Below are 17,169 nucleotides of genomic sequence, written 5' to 3'. Positions count from 1 at the left end.
CCCGCCGGCCGCGCCTCGGGCCCTGCTCAGAGCAGGCCCTCCTCCTGCGCTCGCGCGATGGCCTGGTCGCGCGAGGACGCTCCCAGCTTGGCGTACAGCGCGCGCACGTGCGTCTTCACGGTGTTGTAGGAGAGGTGCTCGTCCCTGCTGATCTCCCGCGGGGACCGGCCGGCCGCGATGCCGTCGAGCACCAGCCGTTGCTGCCGGGTGAGTCTGATGCCCTCGGCGAGCACCGGAAAGAGCGCCCGATCGGGCTCCTCCGCGATCGGGGCGGCGTGGCCGGGAACGAGCGCTGCGCGATCCTCCTCGGAGAGATAGAGCAGGAAGGCTCGAGCGCCGGTCGAGGCCACCGAGGCCACCAGCAGGTCGAAGGCGGCGCGTGCGGCGGCGACCTGCTCCCGGCGCAGGTGGGCCGAGGTCTGGATGGTGAGCGCATCCAGCCGGGACCGCGAGTCGGTCGCATCCCTGGCGCCACGGGAGGCGAGGCGGGCAGCGATGTCGAAGTCACCGGTCAACAGCGCGAGGCGAGCGCGGGAGACCTGCGCGAGCGGATGATCCGGAAGTTCGGCACCGACCGATCTCGCGCGATGGCCCTGCCGCAGCGCCAGATGCAGATCGGCCTCGGCGTGATCCAGGAACGGTCGCAGGCCGGCTCCGGCATGCAACCAGTCGGCGAACCGGGCACGGTCGCGCCGGACCCGCTCCAGTGCACGGAGCCGGTCACCCCAGATCAGGGCGTGGCGGGCGATGACGTAGGTGACCAGGGGCCCCCACCCCTGCTCGGAGTTGGTGGGCTGTTCCACCCGGTCCAGGACGTCCTCAGCGCTGCCTCGATCCAGTGACTCGATCGCGACCAGGGCCCGGGCCAGGTCTGCGCTCAGCTCCAGTCGTGAACGGATCCATCCATCGACCTCGCGGGTGCGGTCGTAGCGGCGCAGCCATCGCCGGGCGTCGTCGATGTCCCCTGTCAGCGCCGAGAATAGTGCTGCCTTGCCGGCCGCGTCCCGCGCGATGTGTTCCGAGCGTGCATCCGGGCCGCGTTCGTAGGACTCACGCAGCGTGCCGAGAGCGCCGTCGAGATCCCCGGCGATACCCCGCGAGATCGCAGCTTGCAGGAGGGCGTTCGGCACCCGGTCGTGCACGAGCGCAGGCTGGTGGACACCGGCGATCCGCGCCAGCCGCTCGACCAGGACGGCCAGTTCGCGCGCCCGTCGGAAGTGACCGCGCACGCGGTAGGCGATCATCCGTGCGCTCGCCACCCCGAGGATCGTCAGCGCATCCTTGGAGCGGGCCAGCGCCTCGATCGCAGCCACTTCGGCCGGGTCCGGGACGCTGATGCGCGGGCCGAGCATGCGCTCCACGGCATCGGCCGAGGTGTGCATCCGGATGTCCCGCAGCGCCGCCGCCCGCGGATGAGCCCGGAACGCGGCGAGCGGCACCTGACGGAACACCTCGTCGAGGTCGTCCCGGCGCTGCTCCAGCAGGATGGACCAATGTTGATCGATGAGGGCGACGGCTCGCTCCGTGTCCCCCTCGCGGCACGCAGCCTGCACCGCCTGCACGGCCGCCTGTGCATCCTCGGCCTGCGGGGGTGCTTCGGGGGCCTCGTGGTCGGCCCGTCGTGCGCCGCTGCCTGTCACATCGATGACCCTAGGGCGCCATCGCCCGCCCGTCGAACCAGGGCCGCCCTGCTCGCCTGTCGTCCCGGGGGCAGGCGACGGCGAGCAGGGCGGTGTCCCGGTCAGCGCGTCACAGCGCGTCGGCGCACCTGGACCAGCACCGCGCCAGTCAGCAGGAGCAGCAGACCTGCCCCGAGCACGGCGGGGTTCGGCTGTGCGCCGGTGGACGGCAGGTCCGGGGGGACCTCGCCGGGCCACTGCGGCACGGCGCAGGCGGCGGCGTCGGCGGTGAGGTCGTTGTGCTCGACACCGGCGACGTTGGTGAAGCCACCGCGATCGCCCGACCCCGGTTCGGGGCAGGTGGTCGTGGTCTGGTCGGCTGCGTCGGTGTCGACCTGGGCCTGCACCACGACCTCGTAGGTGTGGACGTCCCCGCCACCCAGAGCGATGTCCGCTGCGAGCACGTTCTCCTGCGCTTCCTCCTCCTCGCCGAGGCCGGTCCACGTCGCGGCCGGGGTGATGCCGTCGGGGGCGACGACCTCGGCGGAGACGACGTCGATACCCAGGCCGTAGCGCAGCTGGTCGGTCAGGGTGTAGTCCCCGCCGGCCGTGCTCTCGTTCGCCACACCGATCGTGTAGCTGATGGTCCAGAGCCCGTCAGCGCTGTGGACCGGGTCGCCGTCCATGGCCTTGGTGATGTGGATCGAGGGGACTGCTGCACAGTCGGTGTCCACGACGGTGCCACCGTTCTCATCGGTCAGGGTGGCTGCGTTGTTCAGACCCTGCTCGATGAAGTTCCCGCCCGCGGGCAGCGTGCAGACCGGCGAACCGGTGCCGTCCTGTGCGAGATCGGCCTCCTCGAACTGCAGCGGCACGTTCGCCGTCACCGTCACCGTGTACACGTGCGGCGCATAGCCCTCGTCGTCCAGGCCGATGATCTCGATCCCGGTCGCGATGCGCTGGTCATCGCTGCCGTCGAAGGCATCGTTGAGGGTGATGCCCTCGGGACCGGTCACCGACACGGTCTCGGCGCTGATCTGCGGCGCGAACAGGAACTCGTCGTCCAGGTCGTAGGTCGTCGCCTCCTCACCGGTGTTGGCCACGGTGAGGTCGTAGACGACCTCCCACTGGCCGTCGCCGATCGGCGCGGCCGAGACGATGGACTTGTCCAGGGTCGGCCTGCCGGGGATCAAGCACTCGTCGGCCACGTCCTGGAGACCGTTCCAGTCCACGGTCGCGGTGTTGCCCAGCGTGCCCGGCTCCGGCTCACCACCGGCGGTGGTGCAGACCGACTCTGCTGGAGTCTCGATACCGGTCAGATCAGCGGAGTAGCGCACCACCACGGTGTAGGTGTGCACCACCGGTGCCTCCTCAGCGCCGTTGATGGGCTGATCGGTCACGATCCGCAGGTCATCGACGCCGTTGAAGTCGTCGTTGAACTCGACCGCCTCCTCGACATCGGAGGCCACGCTCTCGATACCGATCACGTTCACGCCCTCACCCGGCGCCAGCTGGTCGTCCAGGTCATAGACGCCGTCACCGGCACCACTGTTGGTGACCGTGATCTCGTAGGTCGCGTCGTACACACCCGGCTCACCGTCCACCGGCACCACTGCACCCGAGAGCGACTTGACGACGTCGATCAGCGGCGGAGGTACGCAGACCTCGGCGTCCTGGTCCTCACCGTTGTGGGTCAGAGCGGCGGAGTTCGCGAACCCGCCCGTCTCGCCCGGCTCCGGGCACTCCAGGTCACCCGGTGTGACGATGTCGCGATCCATCGAGGCGACGATCTGCACCCGGAAGGTGTGCGTCTCGTCGACCTCGAGCGGCTGACCCGAGACGATGACGTTCTCCTGCGCGCCCTCCTCGCCCTGACCGGTCCAGTCCTCGTTCGGCTCGACGCCGTCCGGGGCGGTGAGGATGGAGGCGGACTCCACCTCGAGACCCTCCCCGTACATCAGCCGGTCGCTGAGCTCGTAGTCGCCGGTCTCCTGGCCGATGTTGGCGGCGCTCACGTCGTACTCGATGGTCCAGGTGCCGTCACCGTTCTCGACCGGACTGCCCTCGACGAGCTGCTTGTCCAACTCGATCACCGTGATGGTGGGGCACACCTCATCCTGACCGACGATGCCGTTGCTGGTCAGCGTGGTCGAGTTGGCGAGCCCACCGGCGTCGCCGCTGCCCGGCGGCGGGCACTCCAGCACGCTCGGGTCGATCGTGGCCTCGTCCATCTGGACGACGACCTCGACCTGGTAGGTGTGCGACCCGCCCTGGGCCAGGCTGACATCGGCCGCCACCAGGTTCTCCGGGGAGCCGTCCTCCTCACCCAGACCGGTCCAGTCGCCGTTCACCTCGACACCGTCGAGGGAGCGCAGCTCGTGGTCGACGATCTCGATCCCCTCGCCGAAGTGGAGGCGGTCGGTCACGTCGTAGTCGGCCTCCGCACCGCCGGCGTGCGTGGCGACGATGTCGTAGACGACGGTCCAGGTGCCGTCCCCGTTCGGGGTCGGCCCGGCGGAGACGGACTTGTCGACGATGACGATGCCGACATCCACGCAGGCAGCGTCGTCGGCGGTGAGATCGTTGTGCTCGATCTCTGCCGTGTTCGACAATCCGCCGCCCTCGCTCGGGACCTCGGAGCACTCGGTGACCACCGGAGCACCCTCAGCGCCCTCGGCCAGGCCGATCACGACCTCCACCTGGTAGGTGTGGGTGCCACCCGCCGCCAGCTCGACACCGGTGGCGATCACGTTCTCTTCGGCACCGGCATCGCCCAGACCTGTCCAGTCGGCGGACGGGGTGACCCCCTCGGGAGCTCCCGTGACCGAACCGGAGACGACCTCGAGGTCGCCGGAGGCGGTCATCTGGTCGGAGATGTCGTACTCACCTGCGACACCACCGGTGTTCGTCGCGACCAGGTCATAGGTGACCGTCCACGTGCCGTCGCCGTTCGGCGTCGGCCCGGAGGCGACGGACTTGTCGACATCGATCTCCGGCGGAGCCGCACACGCCTGATCGACCTCGGTCTCTCCGTCGGGCGTTGTCAGCTGCGAGGTGTTGTTGAACGCGGTGTCGGTCTCGTCCTCCGCGCACTCGGTCGCCGCGGGGCCGCCGGCCACAGGCTCGAACTGCAACGGCACATCGGCCACCACGGTCAGCACGTAGGTGTGCGGCGCATAGCCCTCGTCATCCGTGCCCAGCAACGGCACCGCCGTCGCCACCGTGGTGTTGCCCTGCCCGTCCCACGCGGGATCGGCCGGGGTCACACCATCCGGAGCGGACGTGAGCTCAGCGGAGACGATGCTCACCTGGTCGGTGAAGTGGAGTTCGTCCTCGAGGGAGTACGACGCCGACGCCGTCGACGTGTTCGACACCTCGAGCTCGTAGACGATCTCCCACTGCCCTTCGCCGATCGGCGTGGCCGAGGTGATCTCCTTCGTGTGCGTGGGGTCACCCTCGATCTCGATGCCGGCCGGGTCACAGTTGATCGTCGGCGGAACCTCGGAATCCTCCGGGGTGTCCGCGGTGGCACAGGCCGTGTTCACCACGGTGTCCGGCCCGCCCTCCTCGAGCACGATCTCGAACTCGTGGGCCTCCTCGCCGCCGGGCGCGAGTTCCTCGACGGTGAAGGAACCCTCCGGGAAGAGGTCATCCGTGATCTCGAGGTTCGTCACAGCCCCCTGCCCGGTGTTCTCCACGACGATCCGGTACGGGACGGTGTCGCCAGGACGGTACGTCGGGTACTCCTCGACGGTGTTCGCGTCGACCCACTCACCGTCGGCGTCCTGCACGTACTTCTTCAGCGACACCGAGTAGTAGTTCGCCACGGTGATCGGCGCAGAGGTGCGCATCACCAGTTCGGTGTGCCCGTCCCGGGCCTGAGCGCGGTTCACCAGCACGTCCCCGCCTTCCACACCCTCGGTGGCGACGTTGACCGTGAACTGCTGCGTTGCGCCCGGAGCCAGCTCCGGGCCGATCACGCGTACCGCGGTGGCCTCGGCGGTGAACGTCGTGGACCAGCCGACGGTGTTCCCGGTGACGTCGTTCACGTCACCGTTCGAGGGGTCGGCGGGGTCGTCACTCAGCGAGGCAGGGTCCGCCGTCGAGTAGTAGACCGTCGCACCGGCGACGGCGTCCACGCCCGTCAGCTCGTAGGAGCCGGTGAACTCAGTGCCGCGCTCGTCCCCGTTGAACGGCAGGATGTCGATGGTATCGGTGTAGTCCTGCGCAAGCGGGTCGAACGAGCGCAGTGTCACGGTCCATGAGCCCTCGCCCACGCCATCGCCCTGAAGGTTCGGGATGAAGGCGGAGTCCGCGGACTTCCCGATCGTGGTGTAGCCGGACGTCGAGACCGTCACCTGAGCGCTGGCCGGGGTGGAGGTCTCGCCCGCAACCGAGCCGGTCACAGTGTTCGGCAGGATCTCACCGGGCTCAACCGATGGATCAGCGACGGCCTGATAGCTCAGCGGAACCTGCGTGTTCGTGGGCACGCCATCCAGGGACCATGTCAACACCTGCCGATCCTCGGCATCGGTCGCCACGGCCGGCTCGGGAGAGGCGGAGCCTGGAACATACGTCATGCCTTCGGGAAGGGTGTCGATCAACTCGAAGTCGTCCACCGTTTCCGGCACCGCGCCGGCCCCGTTCGCCGAGAAAGTCAGCGTGTACGTCGCAGGCTCCCCGGCACGTACCACCGACCGATCGACGCTCTTCTCGACGGCCGGGGTGACACCGATGATGCGCACGATGTCTCGACCGTTGCCCAGGAACGGGTACCGAGCGTCCGGAGTGAGCGGCCCGGAACCGCTGTCGGCCGGATCCATACTGCGGCTGGGGTGCTGCCATGCGCCGTTGACGTACGCCGCGCCCCACTGCCAGACGTCCTGGCCGATAGGGGTGTCGTCGTTGATCTGCTGGCGCACATTCAGGGTCGTGCGCGCGGCCCCGGCCATGGCCGAATACGGGTAGGTCACACGAACGGCTTTGACGGTGTCCGGGTCGGTGGGTTCCGTGGTCGTCCATCCGCCCGGGTCGTCACCACACTCGAACACGTTCGGGTCGTAGGAACCGCTGGTGGGATCGACCACCGCGTCGTCGCCGGCGTAGTACTCGATGCTGGCACCCGGTACCGGATCGCCTGCCCAGTTGAGCAGCAAAGAAGCGCTCTCGTAGGTCACATACTGCGTGTCCATGACCACGCACTGGCCGAAGACCGCATCCGGATCGGCGGACGCCCATTGGCCCGACACCACGGACTCGACTGCAGCACCAGGCGAGACCCGGAACTGGTCACTCCACCACGACGGCGTCGCATAGCCCGTGGCCTCGGGCCGCCAGGCGCTGCTCCAGCCACCGGTCACCCAGGTGCGCGCGGAACTGTTGTTCGCCGGGTCGTCGGTCGCGCTCCCTCCAAGGGGCGAGGTGTAGGTCGGAGCATCCGACTCGAGCGTCATCGAGTTGTTGCCTGCGCCTGCTACCCGGAAGTGCACGGAACCCGACGCGATCGCCATCCGGTCAGCGGGCAGCGGCTGGCCGGCCGAATCGGTGGTCGGTGCATCGAGGGCGCTGTAGTCGATGCCGCTGAGCGTCAGCGTGAAGACCCCAGGTGTGGCCGTCGGCGTCAAGACGCACGAGTCGACGAAGGGCACCATCTGCTCGGCTGGATGGTCGCCTCCGGACCATGGGTGGCCACTGGCCACGCCGCTGGTGAACGCCGAACACGCCGCAGGTGCCACGGAGACGGCGGCGCCGTCGGACGTGCCGATGTCGAGGGTGTAGGTCACCGTGTCCGGACCCGGGTCGCTACCGTCGTCGAGGGAGAGAGTCCACTGGAAGGAAGCGTCGACGTAGGAGTCGCCGTACGTCACGCCCGTCACGGCCGACTCCCAGCGGATGTCCATGCCGAACTCGTTGAGGATTTCGATCGGAGGCAGCTCCGCCGTCTGTCCGTCGATGGTGCCCGACGCGCTCACCTGTGAGCCCGTCTCGCCGTCCGCTCGGATCGCAGTCTGAATCACATGCGCGGACCCCTGGGGCTGGGTACCGATGTTGCAGACCAGGGTTCGGCCGTCATCGGAGATGGAGGACGCGGGGTCTCCATCAGCAAGGCACGCATCGGGCAGGGTCGTGAAGACACCGTTCTCCAGCATCAGGGTGAACGTCATGTCGTCGACGGGCTCGTTCGAGGGTGCGGCAGCATCATCGTTGACGTTGACCCGCCACTCCGCCGCCACCACGTCCCCACTGGCCAGGGTCGGCGGGGTGTCCTCCACCCAACGCGCGGTGATCTCATACACCGGCGCCGCCGTTGCCGGAGCGGCGACGAAGAGCGTCGCAAATCCGACGAGCAGTGCGGTCACCGCAGCCGAGACAGTGCGGAATGAACGGCGTCGCGAACGACCCAGCAGAGCGTTGTTGCTCATCAAACTCCCCCGATCCTGAAGCACAGGTGTGCTTCTCGGGAGGTTATCCAAGCCTGACTTCCTATCCAGGCTTCGCCTGGAAATTCACCCTCACTTCACCCCCGGCGCACAGGGATCCCGCCGGCCGGGACCACGGATAATCCCCGGCCCAAGCGGCAGTCAGCCGGCCCGCACACGACGGCGCCGCCGCAGACGAGCTGCGACGGCGCCGGGGGTGATCTACGGCAGGCTCACTCCAGGCCGAAGTTGGCGGTGTCCGGGTCGCCGCCGTAGCGGTGCCCGGCGTCGAGCCCGGCGATCGCCGAGAGCTCCTCCGCGCTCAGCGTCAGCGCGGCCGCGGCGAAGTTCTCCGCGATGCGCGAGGGCGTCACCGACTTCGGGATCACCACGTTGCCGAGCTGCATGTGCCAGGCGAGCACCACCTGCGCGGGCGTCGCGTCGTGCGCCCGGGCGATGCTCACGAGGGTCTCGTCCTCGAGCAGGCCGTGGCCGGAGCCGAGCGGGGACCAGGCCTCGGTGAGGATCTGGTGCGAGGCGTTGACCTCCCGCAGCGCCGACTGCTGCAGGTAGGGGTGCAGCTCGACCTGGTTGAGGACCGGCACCTCACCGGTGGCATCGATGATCCTGGTCAGGTGCGGGGCGTGGAAGTTGGAGACGCCGATCGAGCGCACCCGGCCGGACTTCTTCAGCTCGACGAACGCCTTCCAGGTCTCGGTGTAGAGGTCGGCCTTCGGGCACGGCCAGTGGATGAGGTAGAGGTCGAGCACGTCGACGCCGAGCCGCTCCATCGAGCCGTCGAAGGCGCGCATGGTGCTGTCATAGCCCTGGTTGCCGTTCGCCAGCTTCGTCGTGACGTAGATGTCGTCGCGCGGCAGGTCACTGGCAGCGATCGCACGGCCCACGCCGGCCTCGTTCTGGTACCCCTCGGCGGTGTCGATGAGGCGGTAGCCCACCCGCAGGGCCTCGGCGGTGGCGGTCTGCGCCTCGTCGTCGGGCACCTGCCAGACACCGAATCCCAGCTGGGGAATGGTGGTGCCGTCACGCAGGGACAGGTTCGGGATCTCGATGGAAGTCACGTGGCAACGCTAACAACATCGGGCCAAGCGCGCAGCGGGCCCCTCAGCCGAACACCTGCGGGCTTTCGTGGAAGGCGTATCCGCGATCCCTCCACAGCCCGGCATGCGCGCGCACCCGCGCGGCGAAGTCGTCGAAGTCGCGCTGCTCCTGCGCACTCCATGCCACCTCGGCCACGGCGGCCAGGCGCGGCAACAGCATGGTGGACAGGTCGTCGTCGGTGGCGATGGTCTCGGTCCAGAGGGCTGCTTCCACGCCCACCACGGACTCGGCCGGCAGCGCCGGGGCGTACTCCAGCGGGTCCCACTCGTAGGAGTCGCGGGTCTCGACGTAGCCGGCCCAGTGCTGACCGAGGGGGTAGCCCTCGTGGTACTGCATGTCGAGGTAGACCCGCTTGCCGGGGCTGAGCACCACCTTCGCCCCCTGCTCGGCGGCGGCCACGATCGGGCCCGGATCCTTGTTGGAGTCCCACAGCTGGATGAGCGCATCACCCGGCAGACCCGCCACGGCGGCCTCACCCCACAGCATCGGCGACTTCCCGGTCTCGGCCACCACCCGGGTGAGCAGCTCGATGAAGCCGGAGTACTCCTCCTCGCCCATCTTCCACACCTCATCGCCGCCCACGTGCAGGTACTGCCCCGGGGTGAGGGCGGCCAGGTCGGTGAACACGTCGTCCAGGAACGGCGCCGTCGCGGGGTTGTCCAGGCGCAGCATCGAGAAGCCCACGTCGGTGCCCGTGTTCTCCGGCGCGGCCTCGCCCGACTCGTTCAGCGCCGGGATCGCGTGCAGGGCGGCGTTGCAGTGCCCGGGCATGTCGATCTCCGGGATCACCTCGATCCCACGGTCCGCGGCGTAGCCGACGAGGCCGGTGAAGTCGGCCGTGGTGAGGAACCCGCCCTCACCCCCGCCTGCCTCCGTGCGCCCGGAGATCTCGGTGAGCTCGGGCCGGCTGGGGCTTTCGATCCGCCAGCCCTGGTCGTCGGTCAGGTGCAGGTGCAGCACGTTCAGCCCGTATAGCGCCATCAGGTCGATCACGCGCTCGAGGGAGGCCACGCCGAAGAAGTGCCGGGCGATGTCGATCATCAGCCCGCGGTGACCGAAGCGCGGCTCGTCGGCGATCCTCACGGCCGGCACGGTGCCCACCGGCGCCTGCGGCAGGTCGAGGTCACGCAGCTGCGCCAGCGTGCCCAGGCCGCGGTGCAGGCCCGCCCGTCCGCCGGTGATCTCCACCCGGCCCGCCGCAGCGCTGAGACTGTAGCCGCCGCCGGTGCGTCCGTCATCGAGGAGCACGACGGCGGAGCTCGCCTCGGGCGTACCGCCCTCGGTCTGTACGGGCACCCCCAGCACAGCGGACGCGTGCGCCGCGAGCTCAGCGGGCGCCGTCAGGAGGGTGGCGCTGCTCAGGACGGTGGGGGCGCCGTCGGTCGGCGTCATCTCGGTCGGAACGGGGACGAGCGGAAGGCTCACGCGGGTGCTCCTGTGCACGGGGAGGGGAATCGGCACCGCTCACGCTACCCGTCGGGTGGGATCGATCGCACACCGCTCAGTGCACCCCTCAGCCTGCGGTGCGGCCGAGCTTCCAGTACCCGGCGAAGGTGACGTTCTGCTTCGGAATCCCGCGCTCGCGCACCAGGTGACGCCGGGCCCCGGTGGCCACGGCCGACTCCCCCACCGCGAACGCATAGAGGCTCTCGACGGGCAGGTCCAGCCCGGCCAGCACCGGGAGCACCACCGTGCCGGGCGCCGTCCCGGGGTCGCGCTCCAGCCAGTGCACCTCCACCCCCTCCGGGCCCTGCAGCTCCTGCTGGTCCGCGGCGTCGTAGAGCTCGATCAGCGCATGGCCGACGGCGTCGCGCGGCATGTCCCGCAGGATGCCGGCCACCCCGGGCAACCCGCTCTCGTCGGCCACCAGTAGATGCCCATCGGCCGGCACCGGCTTCCACCCGCAGCCCTGGTCGATGAAGGCCGCCTGCGCGCCCGGTTCCACCGCCGCTGCCCACGGGCCGGCGATGCCCTCGCTGCCGTGCACGAGGAAGTCGACGTCCATCTCCAGCGTTTCCGGACGGAACGCGCGCACCGTGTAGCTGCGGATCACCGGCCGGGTCCCCTTCGGCAGCGCGAGGTACTTGAGGTAGCCACCGATGCCGAACCGGTCGGGCAGGTTGTCGAACCGGTCGTCGTCGTGAACCCCGATCGCCAGCCGGAACCACTGGTCGAACCCGCGGAACTCGAAACCGGCCAGCGCCGGTCCGGTGAAGGTCACGCGGGTCATGTGCGGGGTGATCCGAGCGGTGCGTGCCACCTCCACCGGTACGAGCCCGGAGTCGGCGTGGGTCACGGTGATGTTGCTCATCGCACTCTCATTCGTCAGCAGGTTAGGCAAGGCTAACCATAGCCTCTCGGCCGCCCTCTCCCCGCTCGCATTTCGCGCGTAGGCTGGAGTCATGGCTGAGCAGCAGGGCACCTACGTCGAGCCGGGCCGCGAGTACACCCGGGACACCCACTACATCGAGACCCGGATCACCGCCGACGGCCGGGACGGCTACCCCGTCGAGGCGGGCCGGTACCGGCTGATCGCCGCCCGCGCCTGCCCGTGGGCCAACCGCGCGATCATCGTGCGCCGGCTGCTCGGGCTGGAGGACGCGATCTCGATGGGGCTGTGCGGGCCCACGCACGACGCGCGCTCGTGGACCTTCGACCTCGACCCCGGCGGCGTGGACCCCGTGCTGGGGATCGAGCGGCTGCAGCAGGCCTACTTCGCCCGTACCCCGGACTACCCCCGCGGGATCACGGTGCCGGCGATCGTGGACGTCCCCAGCGGAGCCGTTGTCACCAACAACTACCCGCAGATGACGCTCGACCTGGGCACCGAGTGGACCGCGCACCACCGCGACGGCGCCCCCGACCTCTACCCCGAGCACCTGCGCGCCGAGATCGACGAAGTGGCCGAGCTGGTCTACCGAGACGTCAACAACGGCGTCTACCGGTGCGGTTTCGCCGGGTCGCAGGAGGCGTACGAGAAGGCCTACGACCAGCTGTTCTCCCGGCTGGACTGGCTCGAGGAGCGCCTCGCCACCCAGCGCTACCTGGTCGGGGACACCATCACCGAGGCCGACGTGCGGCTGTTCACCACGCTGGCGCGGTTCGACGCCGTCTATCACGGCCACTTCAAGTGCAACCGGTCCAAGCTCAGCGAGATGCCGGTGCTGTGGGCCTACGCACGCGATCTGTTCACCACGCCGGGATTCGGCGACACGATCGACTTCGCCCAGATCAAGGAGCACTACTACGTGGTGCACACCGACGTGAACCCGAACGGCATCGTGCCCAAGGGCCCGGACCTGGCGAACTGGCTGGAGCCGCACCACCGCGAGCAGCTCGGCGGGCGCCCCTTCGGCGACGGAACCCCGCCCGGGCCGGTGCGCGAGGGCGAGCGCGTCCCCGAGCACGCCACGCCGCTGCGCTGACCAACCGGCGCCGAGGAAATCAGCTGGGGAGGGTCCGGCTGACCTCGTACGGTGGTGCCCATGTCCGCCACCCTGCACGTCTCCCGGCTGGGGGCGGCCTTCGGCGCTCGCCAGCTCTTCGACGATCTCACCCTGACGATCGCCCCGGGTGACGTCTGGGGCCTGGTCGGGGCGAACGGGGCCGGCAAGTCCACCCTGCTCTCCCTGCTGGCGGGGTCGTCCGGGCCCACACCGTCGGCGGAGACCTCCGGGACCATCACCCTCGCCCCACCGCACGCCGGGGTGGGCCTCCTCGCGCAGGAGACCGAGCGGCTGCCGGGTGAGACGGTGCGGCAGTTCCTGGACCGGCGCACCGGGGTGGCCCGGGCGGCCACCGAGATGGACGCCGCTGCCGAGGCGATGGCTACGAACCCCGACGACGGCGCAGTGGCCGAGGTCTACGCCCTCGCCCTGGAGAGGTGGCTGGCCCTGGGCGGGGCGGATCTCGAGGACCGGACCCCCGCCGTCGCGCATGACCTGGGGCTCACGGCGAGCCTGGACGCCCCGATGACCACGCTCTCCGGTGGGCAGGCGGCCCGGGTGGGCCTGGCCGTCCTGCTGCTGCAGCGCTACGACGTGCTGCTGCTGGACGAGCCCACCAACGACCTCGATCTGGACGGTCTGGCCCGGCTCGAGCGGTTCGTGGCCGAGACCCGTGCCGCCCTGGTGGTGGTCAGCCACGACCGGGAGTTCCTGGCGCGCACGGTCACCGACATCGTCGAGCTGGATCGGGCCCAGCAGCAGGTCAGCGTCTACCGGGGCGGCTACGAGGCCTACCTGGCCGAGCGGGAGCTCGCCCGGCATCGTGCCCGCGAGGCCTACGAGGACTACGCCGACACCGCCGCCGGCCTCCAGGCGCGGATCCAGACCCAGAAGCTCTGGACCGACAAGGGCGTGCGCAACGCCCGCAAGAAGGCCAGGGACGGTGACAAGCACATCGTGACCCGCGCCGTCGCCCGGACGGAGAAGCAGGCAGCGAAGGTCGGTCAGTCCGAGCGGGCGCTGGAGCGACTGGAGGAGGTGCCCGAGCCACGTAAGGAGTGGGTGCTGCAGATGTCGATCGCCGCCGCTGCCCGGTCCGGTTCGGTGGTGGCGACGCTGGACGAGGCGATGGTGCGGCGCGGTGACTTCACCCTCGGGCCCATCAGCGCCCAGGTCAGCGCCGGGGACCGGATCGTGATCACCGGGGCGAACGGCTCGGGGAAGACCACCCTGCTGGCCCTGCTGCTGGGCCGGCTGGCACCGGAGGCAGGGCGAGCCTCACTGGGAGCCTCGGTGGCGGTGGGCGAGGTGGACCAGGCGCGCTCGCTGTTCGAGGGTCCGGCCTCACTCGCGGAGGCCTTCGGCGCGCAGGTCCCGGACTGGCCGGATGCGGAGGTGCGCACGCTGCTGGCGAAGTTCGCTCTCGGCGGCGATGCCGCCCGTCGGCCCGCCGGCGACCTGTCCCCCGGCGAACGCACCCGGGCGGCGCTGGCTCTGCTGCAGGCCCGCGGGGTGAACCTGCTGGTGCTGGACGAACCGACGAACCATCTGGACCTGCCGGCGATCGAGCAGGTGGAGCAGGCGATCGAGACCTTCGCCGGCACGGTACTACTGGTGACGCACGACCGCCGGATGCTCGCCACGGTGCGCTCCACCCGGCGGTGGCACCTGGTCGGCGGAGCGCTCACCGAGGCCTGACCACCGCCCAGCACAGCGCCGCCGGCTCGGCTGACGTCCGGACGACGCGGTGGCGAGCGCCTGGTCAGGCGGGCTCGCGGGCTCGCACAGGCAGGGCAATCGCTGCACGATGGTGCGCCTGGCCAGACCGGCGGCGAAGAACGGCTGGATCAGCCGGAGGTGCTCCCTGCTGACTCGGGGTAGGTGCGCTGACCGCCGTGGACCCCGCGGCGATCCTGAGCGAGCGAGCTCAGGGCTCCGATCGTCCCGTCAGCGAGCCCGGCGCGGGACCGTCGCTCCCAGCGCCCAGCACCTCGCGCAGCTCCGCGCGGGTCGAGACCCCGAGCTTGCGGAAGGCCGACGCCAACTGGTTCGAGACGGTGTTCACCGATACCCCGTTCGCGGCGGCGATCTCCTTGGAGGTCAGGCGCTGCGCCGCCAGCTGCGCCACCTGCAGCTCGCGCGCACTGAGCCTGGCCGAGCGATCCGGGCCGGCGCGCCACAGCGCCGCGCCCGGGTGCTCGGCGCGCAGCTGCTCGGCCACCGCCCGGGACCGGCGGGCCCGGAGCTCACCGGCGACGCCGCACTCGTCGGCCAGCCAGAGCCGGGTGTCGATCGCGGTGACCACCAGGCCGAGCTCGAGCGCTTCCTCGGCAGTGGTCGCCAGTGCCTGGGCGTCCTCGGCGAGGACTGCCTGGGCGTGCCGGGTGAGCAGCTCCAGGAGCCCACCGCCGGCCGCAGCGCGGACGCTGCGTAGCAGTCCGACGGCGTCCTCGACGCGGCGGCCGCAGCGCACCGCGCAGTGCGCGAGCATTCCGGCAAAGTAGGTGTGCTGCACGCTCAGCAGTGTCTCGGCGCCCTCCAGCAGGAGGTCGGCCGCCTGATCGGGCCGGCGGTCCGTCCGGGCCTGCCAGGCGTCGGCCCACGCCGTCAGCATCACCACCTTCGGATCGGTGCGCGCGGCCGCCGGAACGGCCTCGAGGGCGCGGACCGCCTCGGCCTGACGACCGGTGGCGAGCGCGGCAGCCCCGGCGAGCGCCTGGGCCGCGGGAAGCAGCCCGGCCGGGTCGCGCCATCGCAGATGCTCGGTCGCGGCCTCGGCGAGGGCATGCGCGCGTTCGGCGTCGGCCGAGAGCAGTTCCACGAAACCCAGCGCGTACTCCCACGTGCCCACAGCCTCGGCGGGCATCTCGCCGGAGCCGGAGAGCAGACGCTCCAACCGCGCCCGGGTCGCCACCACATCCCCGGTGAACGAAAGGGTCATGACGGCGGCCAGCTCGGTCAGCATCGCCGCGCCCGGCGCCGCCTGGAGCACCTCGGCAGGGACCCGGCGCAGCTGGGTCAGCAGCTGACCGGTCTCCTGCAGCGGTCCGGAGATCACCCCGCCGAGGGTGAGGGTGACCAGACCCAGGACCTCCGTCACGCCGCGTGCCTCCGGACCAGGCCCGGGTACGGGGGCCGCGGCCAGCCCGGCCACTGCCGCCCAGCGCCCGGCAGCCAGCCGGAGCGGCAACGCCGACCCGGCGTGCTCGACCTCGGCGAGCGCGCGTTCGAGCACCGCGAGCGCCGCGGGGGCGTCGTGGTGGGCCAGGCCGCGATGGTTGGCGCAGGCGAGCGCGGCGGCGGCACGCTCGGTCTGCGTCCTCGCTCGGCGCTGGGCGTCGTCGAGGAAGGCGTCCGCCTCGTCGGTGCGGCCGAGAGCCGAGCACGCCTGACCGGCGATCCTCAGCGCCTCGGGCTCATCCGGGGCGTCCCGGAGCACGGCTTCGGCCGCGCGCAGTGCCAAGGGTTCCTCGGAAGCGGCCAAGGCGTGCGCCGCCAGGGCAAGCACGGCCTCGCCGTCGACCGGGAGGCCGTGGTCGAGGGCCAGCAGATCTGCCCGCCTCGCCGCAGCCGGGCGCGAGGTCGCATCCGCCGAGCGCAGGGCAGCGACCGCCTCGACGGTCAGGTCGCGCCAGAGCGCCGCTGAACAGCGCGAGCGCAGGTACTCACCGTCCAGGGCGTGGCTCATCCGCAGCCACCCCTCGCCGTCGGTCTCGATCACGCCGGCCCGGGCCAGTCGCCGGCGGTCATCGGCGTCGACGGCCCCGGCCGGGCACTCCCCCGCGATGGCGATCACGGCAGCCGCGTCCAGGGCTGCCTCGTCGAGAGGGTCGAACCGTGTGCCGATCAGCTGGGCCAGGCGAGGCGTCAGAGCCGGTTCGCCCTGCAGGTCCCAGCCGTGCTCGGTCGCCACCAGCCGCCCGTCGGCGAGCGTGCCGCGCACGAGCTCGCGCAGGTGCAGCGGGTTCCCGCCCGCGGCGGCGAGGATCGCGGCCGCCGCAGTGGGCGTGAGCCTCCCGCCGGCGATCCGGACAGCCAGTTCGCTCGCTTCCGCGGTGCCGAGCTCCTCGACTCCCGCCGAGGCCAGCTCGCCGCGGTCGTAGAGCTCGTGGACGACGGGCGGCACCTGGTCCATCGACCGCGCCGCGAGGACCACCTGCATCCGGGCTGTCCCGGCGAGATGCGCCACGACCCAGGCGGATGCCTCGTCGAGGTGCTCGACGTCATCGACCAGCAGCACACTCGAGGACCGGTGCCGGGAGAAGGCATCGATCACCGCGATCGGCGAGCTCAGCGCCGTCGGGGGCAGATCGAGCATGCCGGCGAAGACGCCCAGCGGGATGCCCCGGCCCAGGCTGTTCGGCATCAGCAGCGGCGCCGCGCGTCCCGCCTCCTCGAGCCGGCCGGCCAGGGCTCGCAGGAGGTGGGACTTCCCCACTCCTGCTGGACCGGTGAGCAGCAGCGCTCGACGCTCGGCCAGCACCTCCCCGAGCCGTTCGGCGTCGTTCGACGTGACCGTCCGATCGTCCGGCACGGATACCCTCCCGCCCTCCACCCGCGATGGTC

General features: G+C 70.8%; 8 protein-coding genes. 2 read left to right on the top strand and 6 right to left on the bottom strand.

What is annotated here, in order from left to right:
- Nucleotides 1-26: 26 nt before the first annotated feature.
- The 5 genes from LQF12_RS03885 to LQF12_RS03865 form a co-directional block, all read right to left on the bottom strand.
- Nucleotides 27-1,640 (bottom strand): LuxR C-terminal-related transcriptional regulator, encoded by a 1,614-nt coding sequence (locus LQF12_RS03885; protein WP_231054688.1) that lies wholly within the window; start codon nucleotides 1,638-1,640, stop codon nucleotides 27-29.
- A 101-nt stretch (nucleotides 1,641-1,741) separates the two neighbouring features.
- On the bottom strand, nucleotides 1,742-8,041 hold the full coding sequence (locus LQF12_RS03880; protein WP_231054687.1) for a DUF11 domain-containing protein: 6,300 nt from the start codon (nucleotides 8,039-8,041) through the stop codon (nucleotides 1,742-1,744).
- 230 nt (nucleotides 8,042-8,271) lie between these two features.
- Nucleotides 8,272-9,117 (bottom strand): aldo/keto reductase, encoded by an 846-nt coding sequence (locus LQF12_RS03875; protein ID WP_231054686.1) that lies wholly within the window; start codon nucleotides 9,115-9,117, stop codon nucleotides 8,272-8,274.
- Between the two features lie 43 nt (nucleotides 9,118-9,160).
- On the bottom strand, nucleotides 9,161-10,582 hold the full coding sequence (locus LQF12_RS03870; protein ID WP_231054685.1) for a beta-N-acetylhexosaminidase: 1,422 nt from the start codon (nucleotides 10,580-10,582) through the stop codon (nucleotides 9,161-9,163).
- 88 nt (nucleotides 10,583-10,670) lie between these two features.
- Complete coding sequence (locus LQF12_RS03865) at nucleotides 10,671-11,468, bottom strand: siderophore-interacting protein (protein ID WP_231054684.1); 798 nt, start codon at nucleotides 11,466-11,468, stop codon at nucleotides 10,671-10,673.
- A 91-nt stretch (nucleotides 11,469-11,559) separates the two neighbouring features.
- Here LQF12_RS03865 and LQF12_RS03860 point away from each other — a divergent pair, with 91 nt between their 5' ends.
- Together LQF12_RS03860 and LQF12_RS03855 are read left to right on the top strand one after the other, a co-directional pair.
- The gene (locus LQF12_RS03860; protein ID WP_231054683.1) at nucleotides 11,560-12,582 is read left to right on the top strand and encodes a glutathione S-transferase family protein; all 1,023 of its coding nucleotides are present in this window, start codon (nucleotides 11,560-11,562) and stop codon (nucleotides 12,580-12,582) included.
- A gap of 60 nt (nucleotides 12,583-12,642) precedes the next feature.
- Complete coding sequence (locus tag LQF12_RS03855; protein ID WP_231054682.1) at nucleotides 12,643-14,301, top strand: ABC-F family ATP-binding cassette domain-containing protein; 1,659 nt, start codon at nucleotides 12,643-12,645, stop codon at nucleotides 14,299-14,301.
- A 229-nt stretch (nucleotides 14,302-14,530) separates the two neighbouring features.
- Here the strand turns inward: LQF12_RS03855 and LQF12_RS03850 are convergent, their stop codons facing one another.
- A complete protein-coding gene (locus LQF12_RS03850; RefSeq protein WP_231054681.1) occupies nucleotides 14,531-17,137 on the bottom strand; it encodes a LuxR C-terminal-related transcriptional regulator in 2,607 nt (868 codons plus the stop codon).
- Nucleotides 17,138-17,169 lie beyond the last annotated feature (32 nt).

This window comes from Ruania suaedae (genome assembly GCF_021049265.1).
In the GTDB taxonomy this organism is placed as follows: domain Bacteria; phylum Actinomycetota; class Actinomycetes; order Actinomycetales; family Beutenbergiaceae; genus Ruania; species Ruania suaedae.
The sequence above is the reverse complement of the archived record's forward strand: the minus strand, read 5'-3'. Positions and strand labels throughout refer to the sequence as shown.

Coding starts and splice junctions, on each gene's coding strand:
- LQF12_RS03855 (WP_231054682.1), top strand. CDS start 12,643: ATGTCCGCCACCCTGCACGTCTCCCGGCTGGGGGCGGCCTTCGGCGCT.
- LQF12_RS03860 (WP_231054683.1), top strand. CDS start 11,560: ATGGCTGAGCAGCAGGGCACCTACGTCGAGCCGGGCCGCGAGTACACC.
- LQF12_RS03880 (WP_231054687.1), bottom strand. CDS start 8,041: ATGAGCAACAACGCTCTGCTGGGTCGTTCGCGACGCCGTTCATTCCGC.
- LQF12_RS03865 (WP_231054684.1), bottom strand. CDS start 11,468: ATGAGCAACATCACCGTGACCCACGCCGACTCCGGGCTCGTACCGGTG.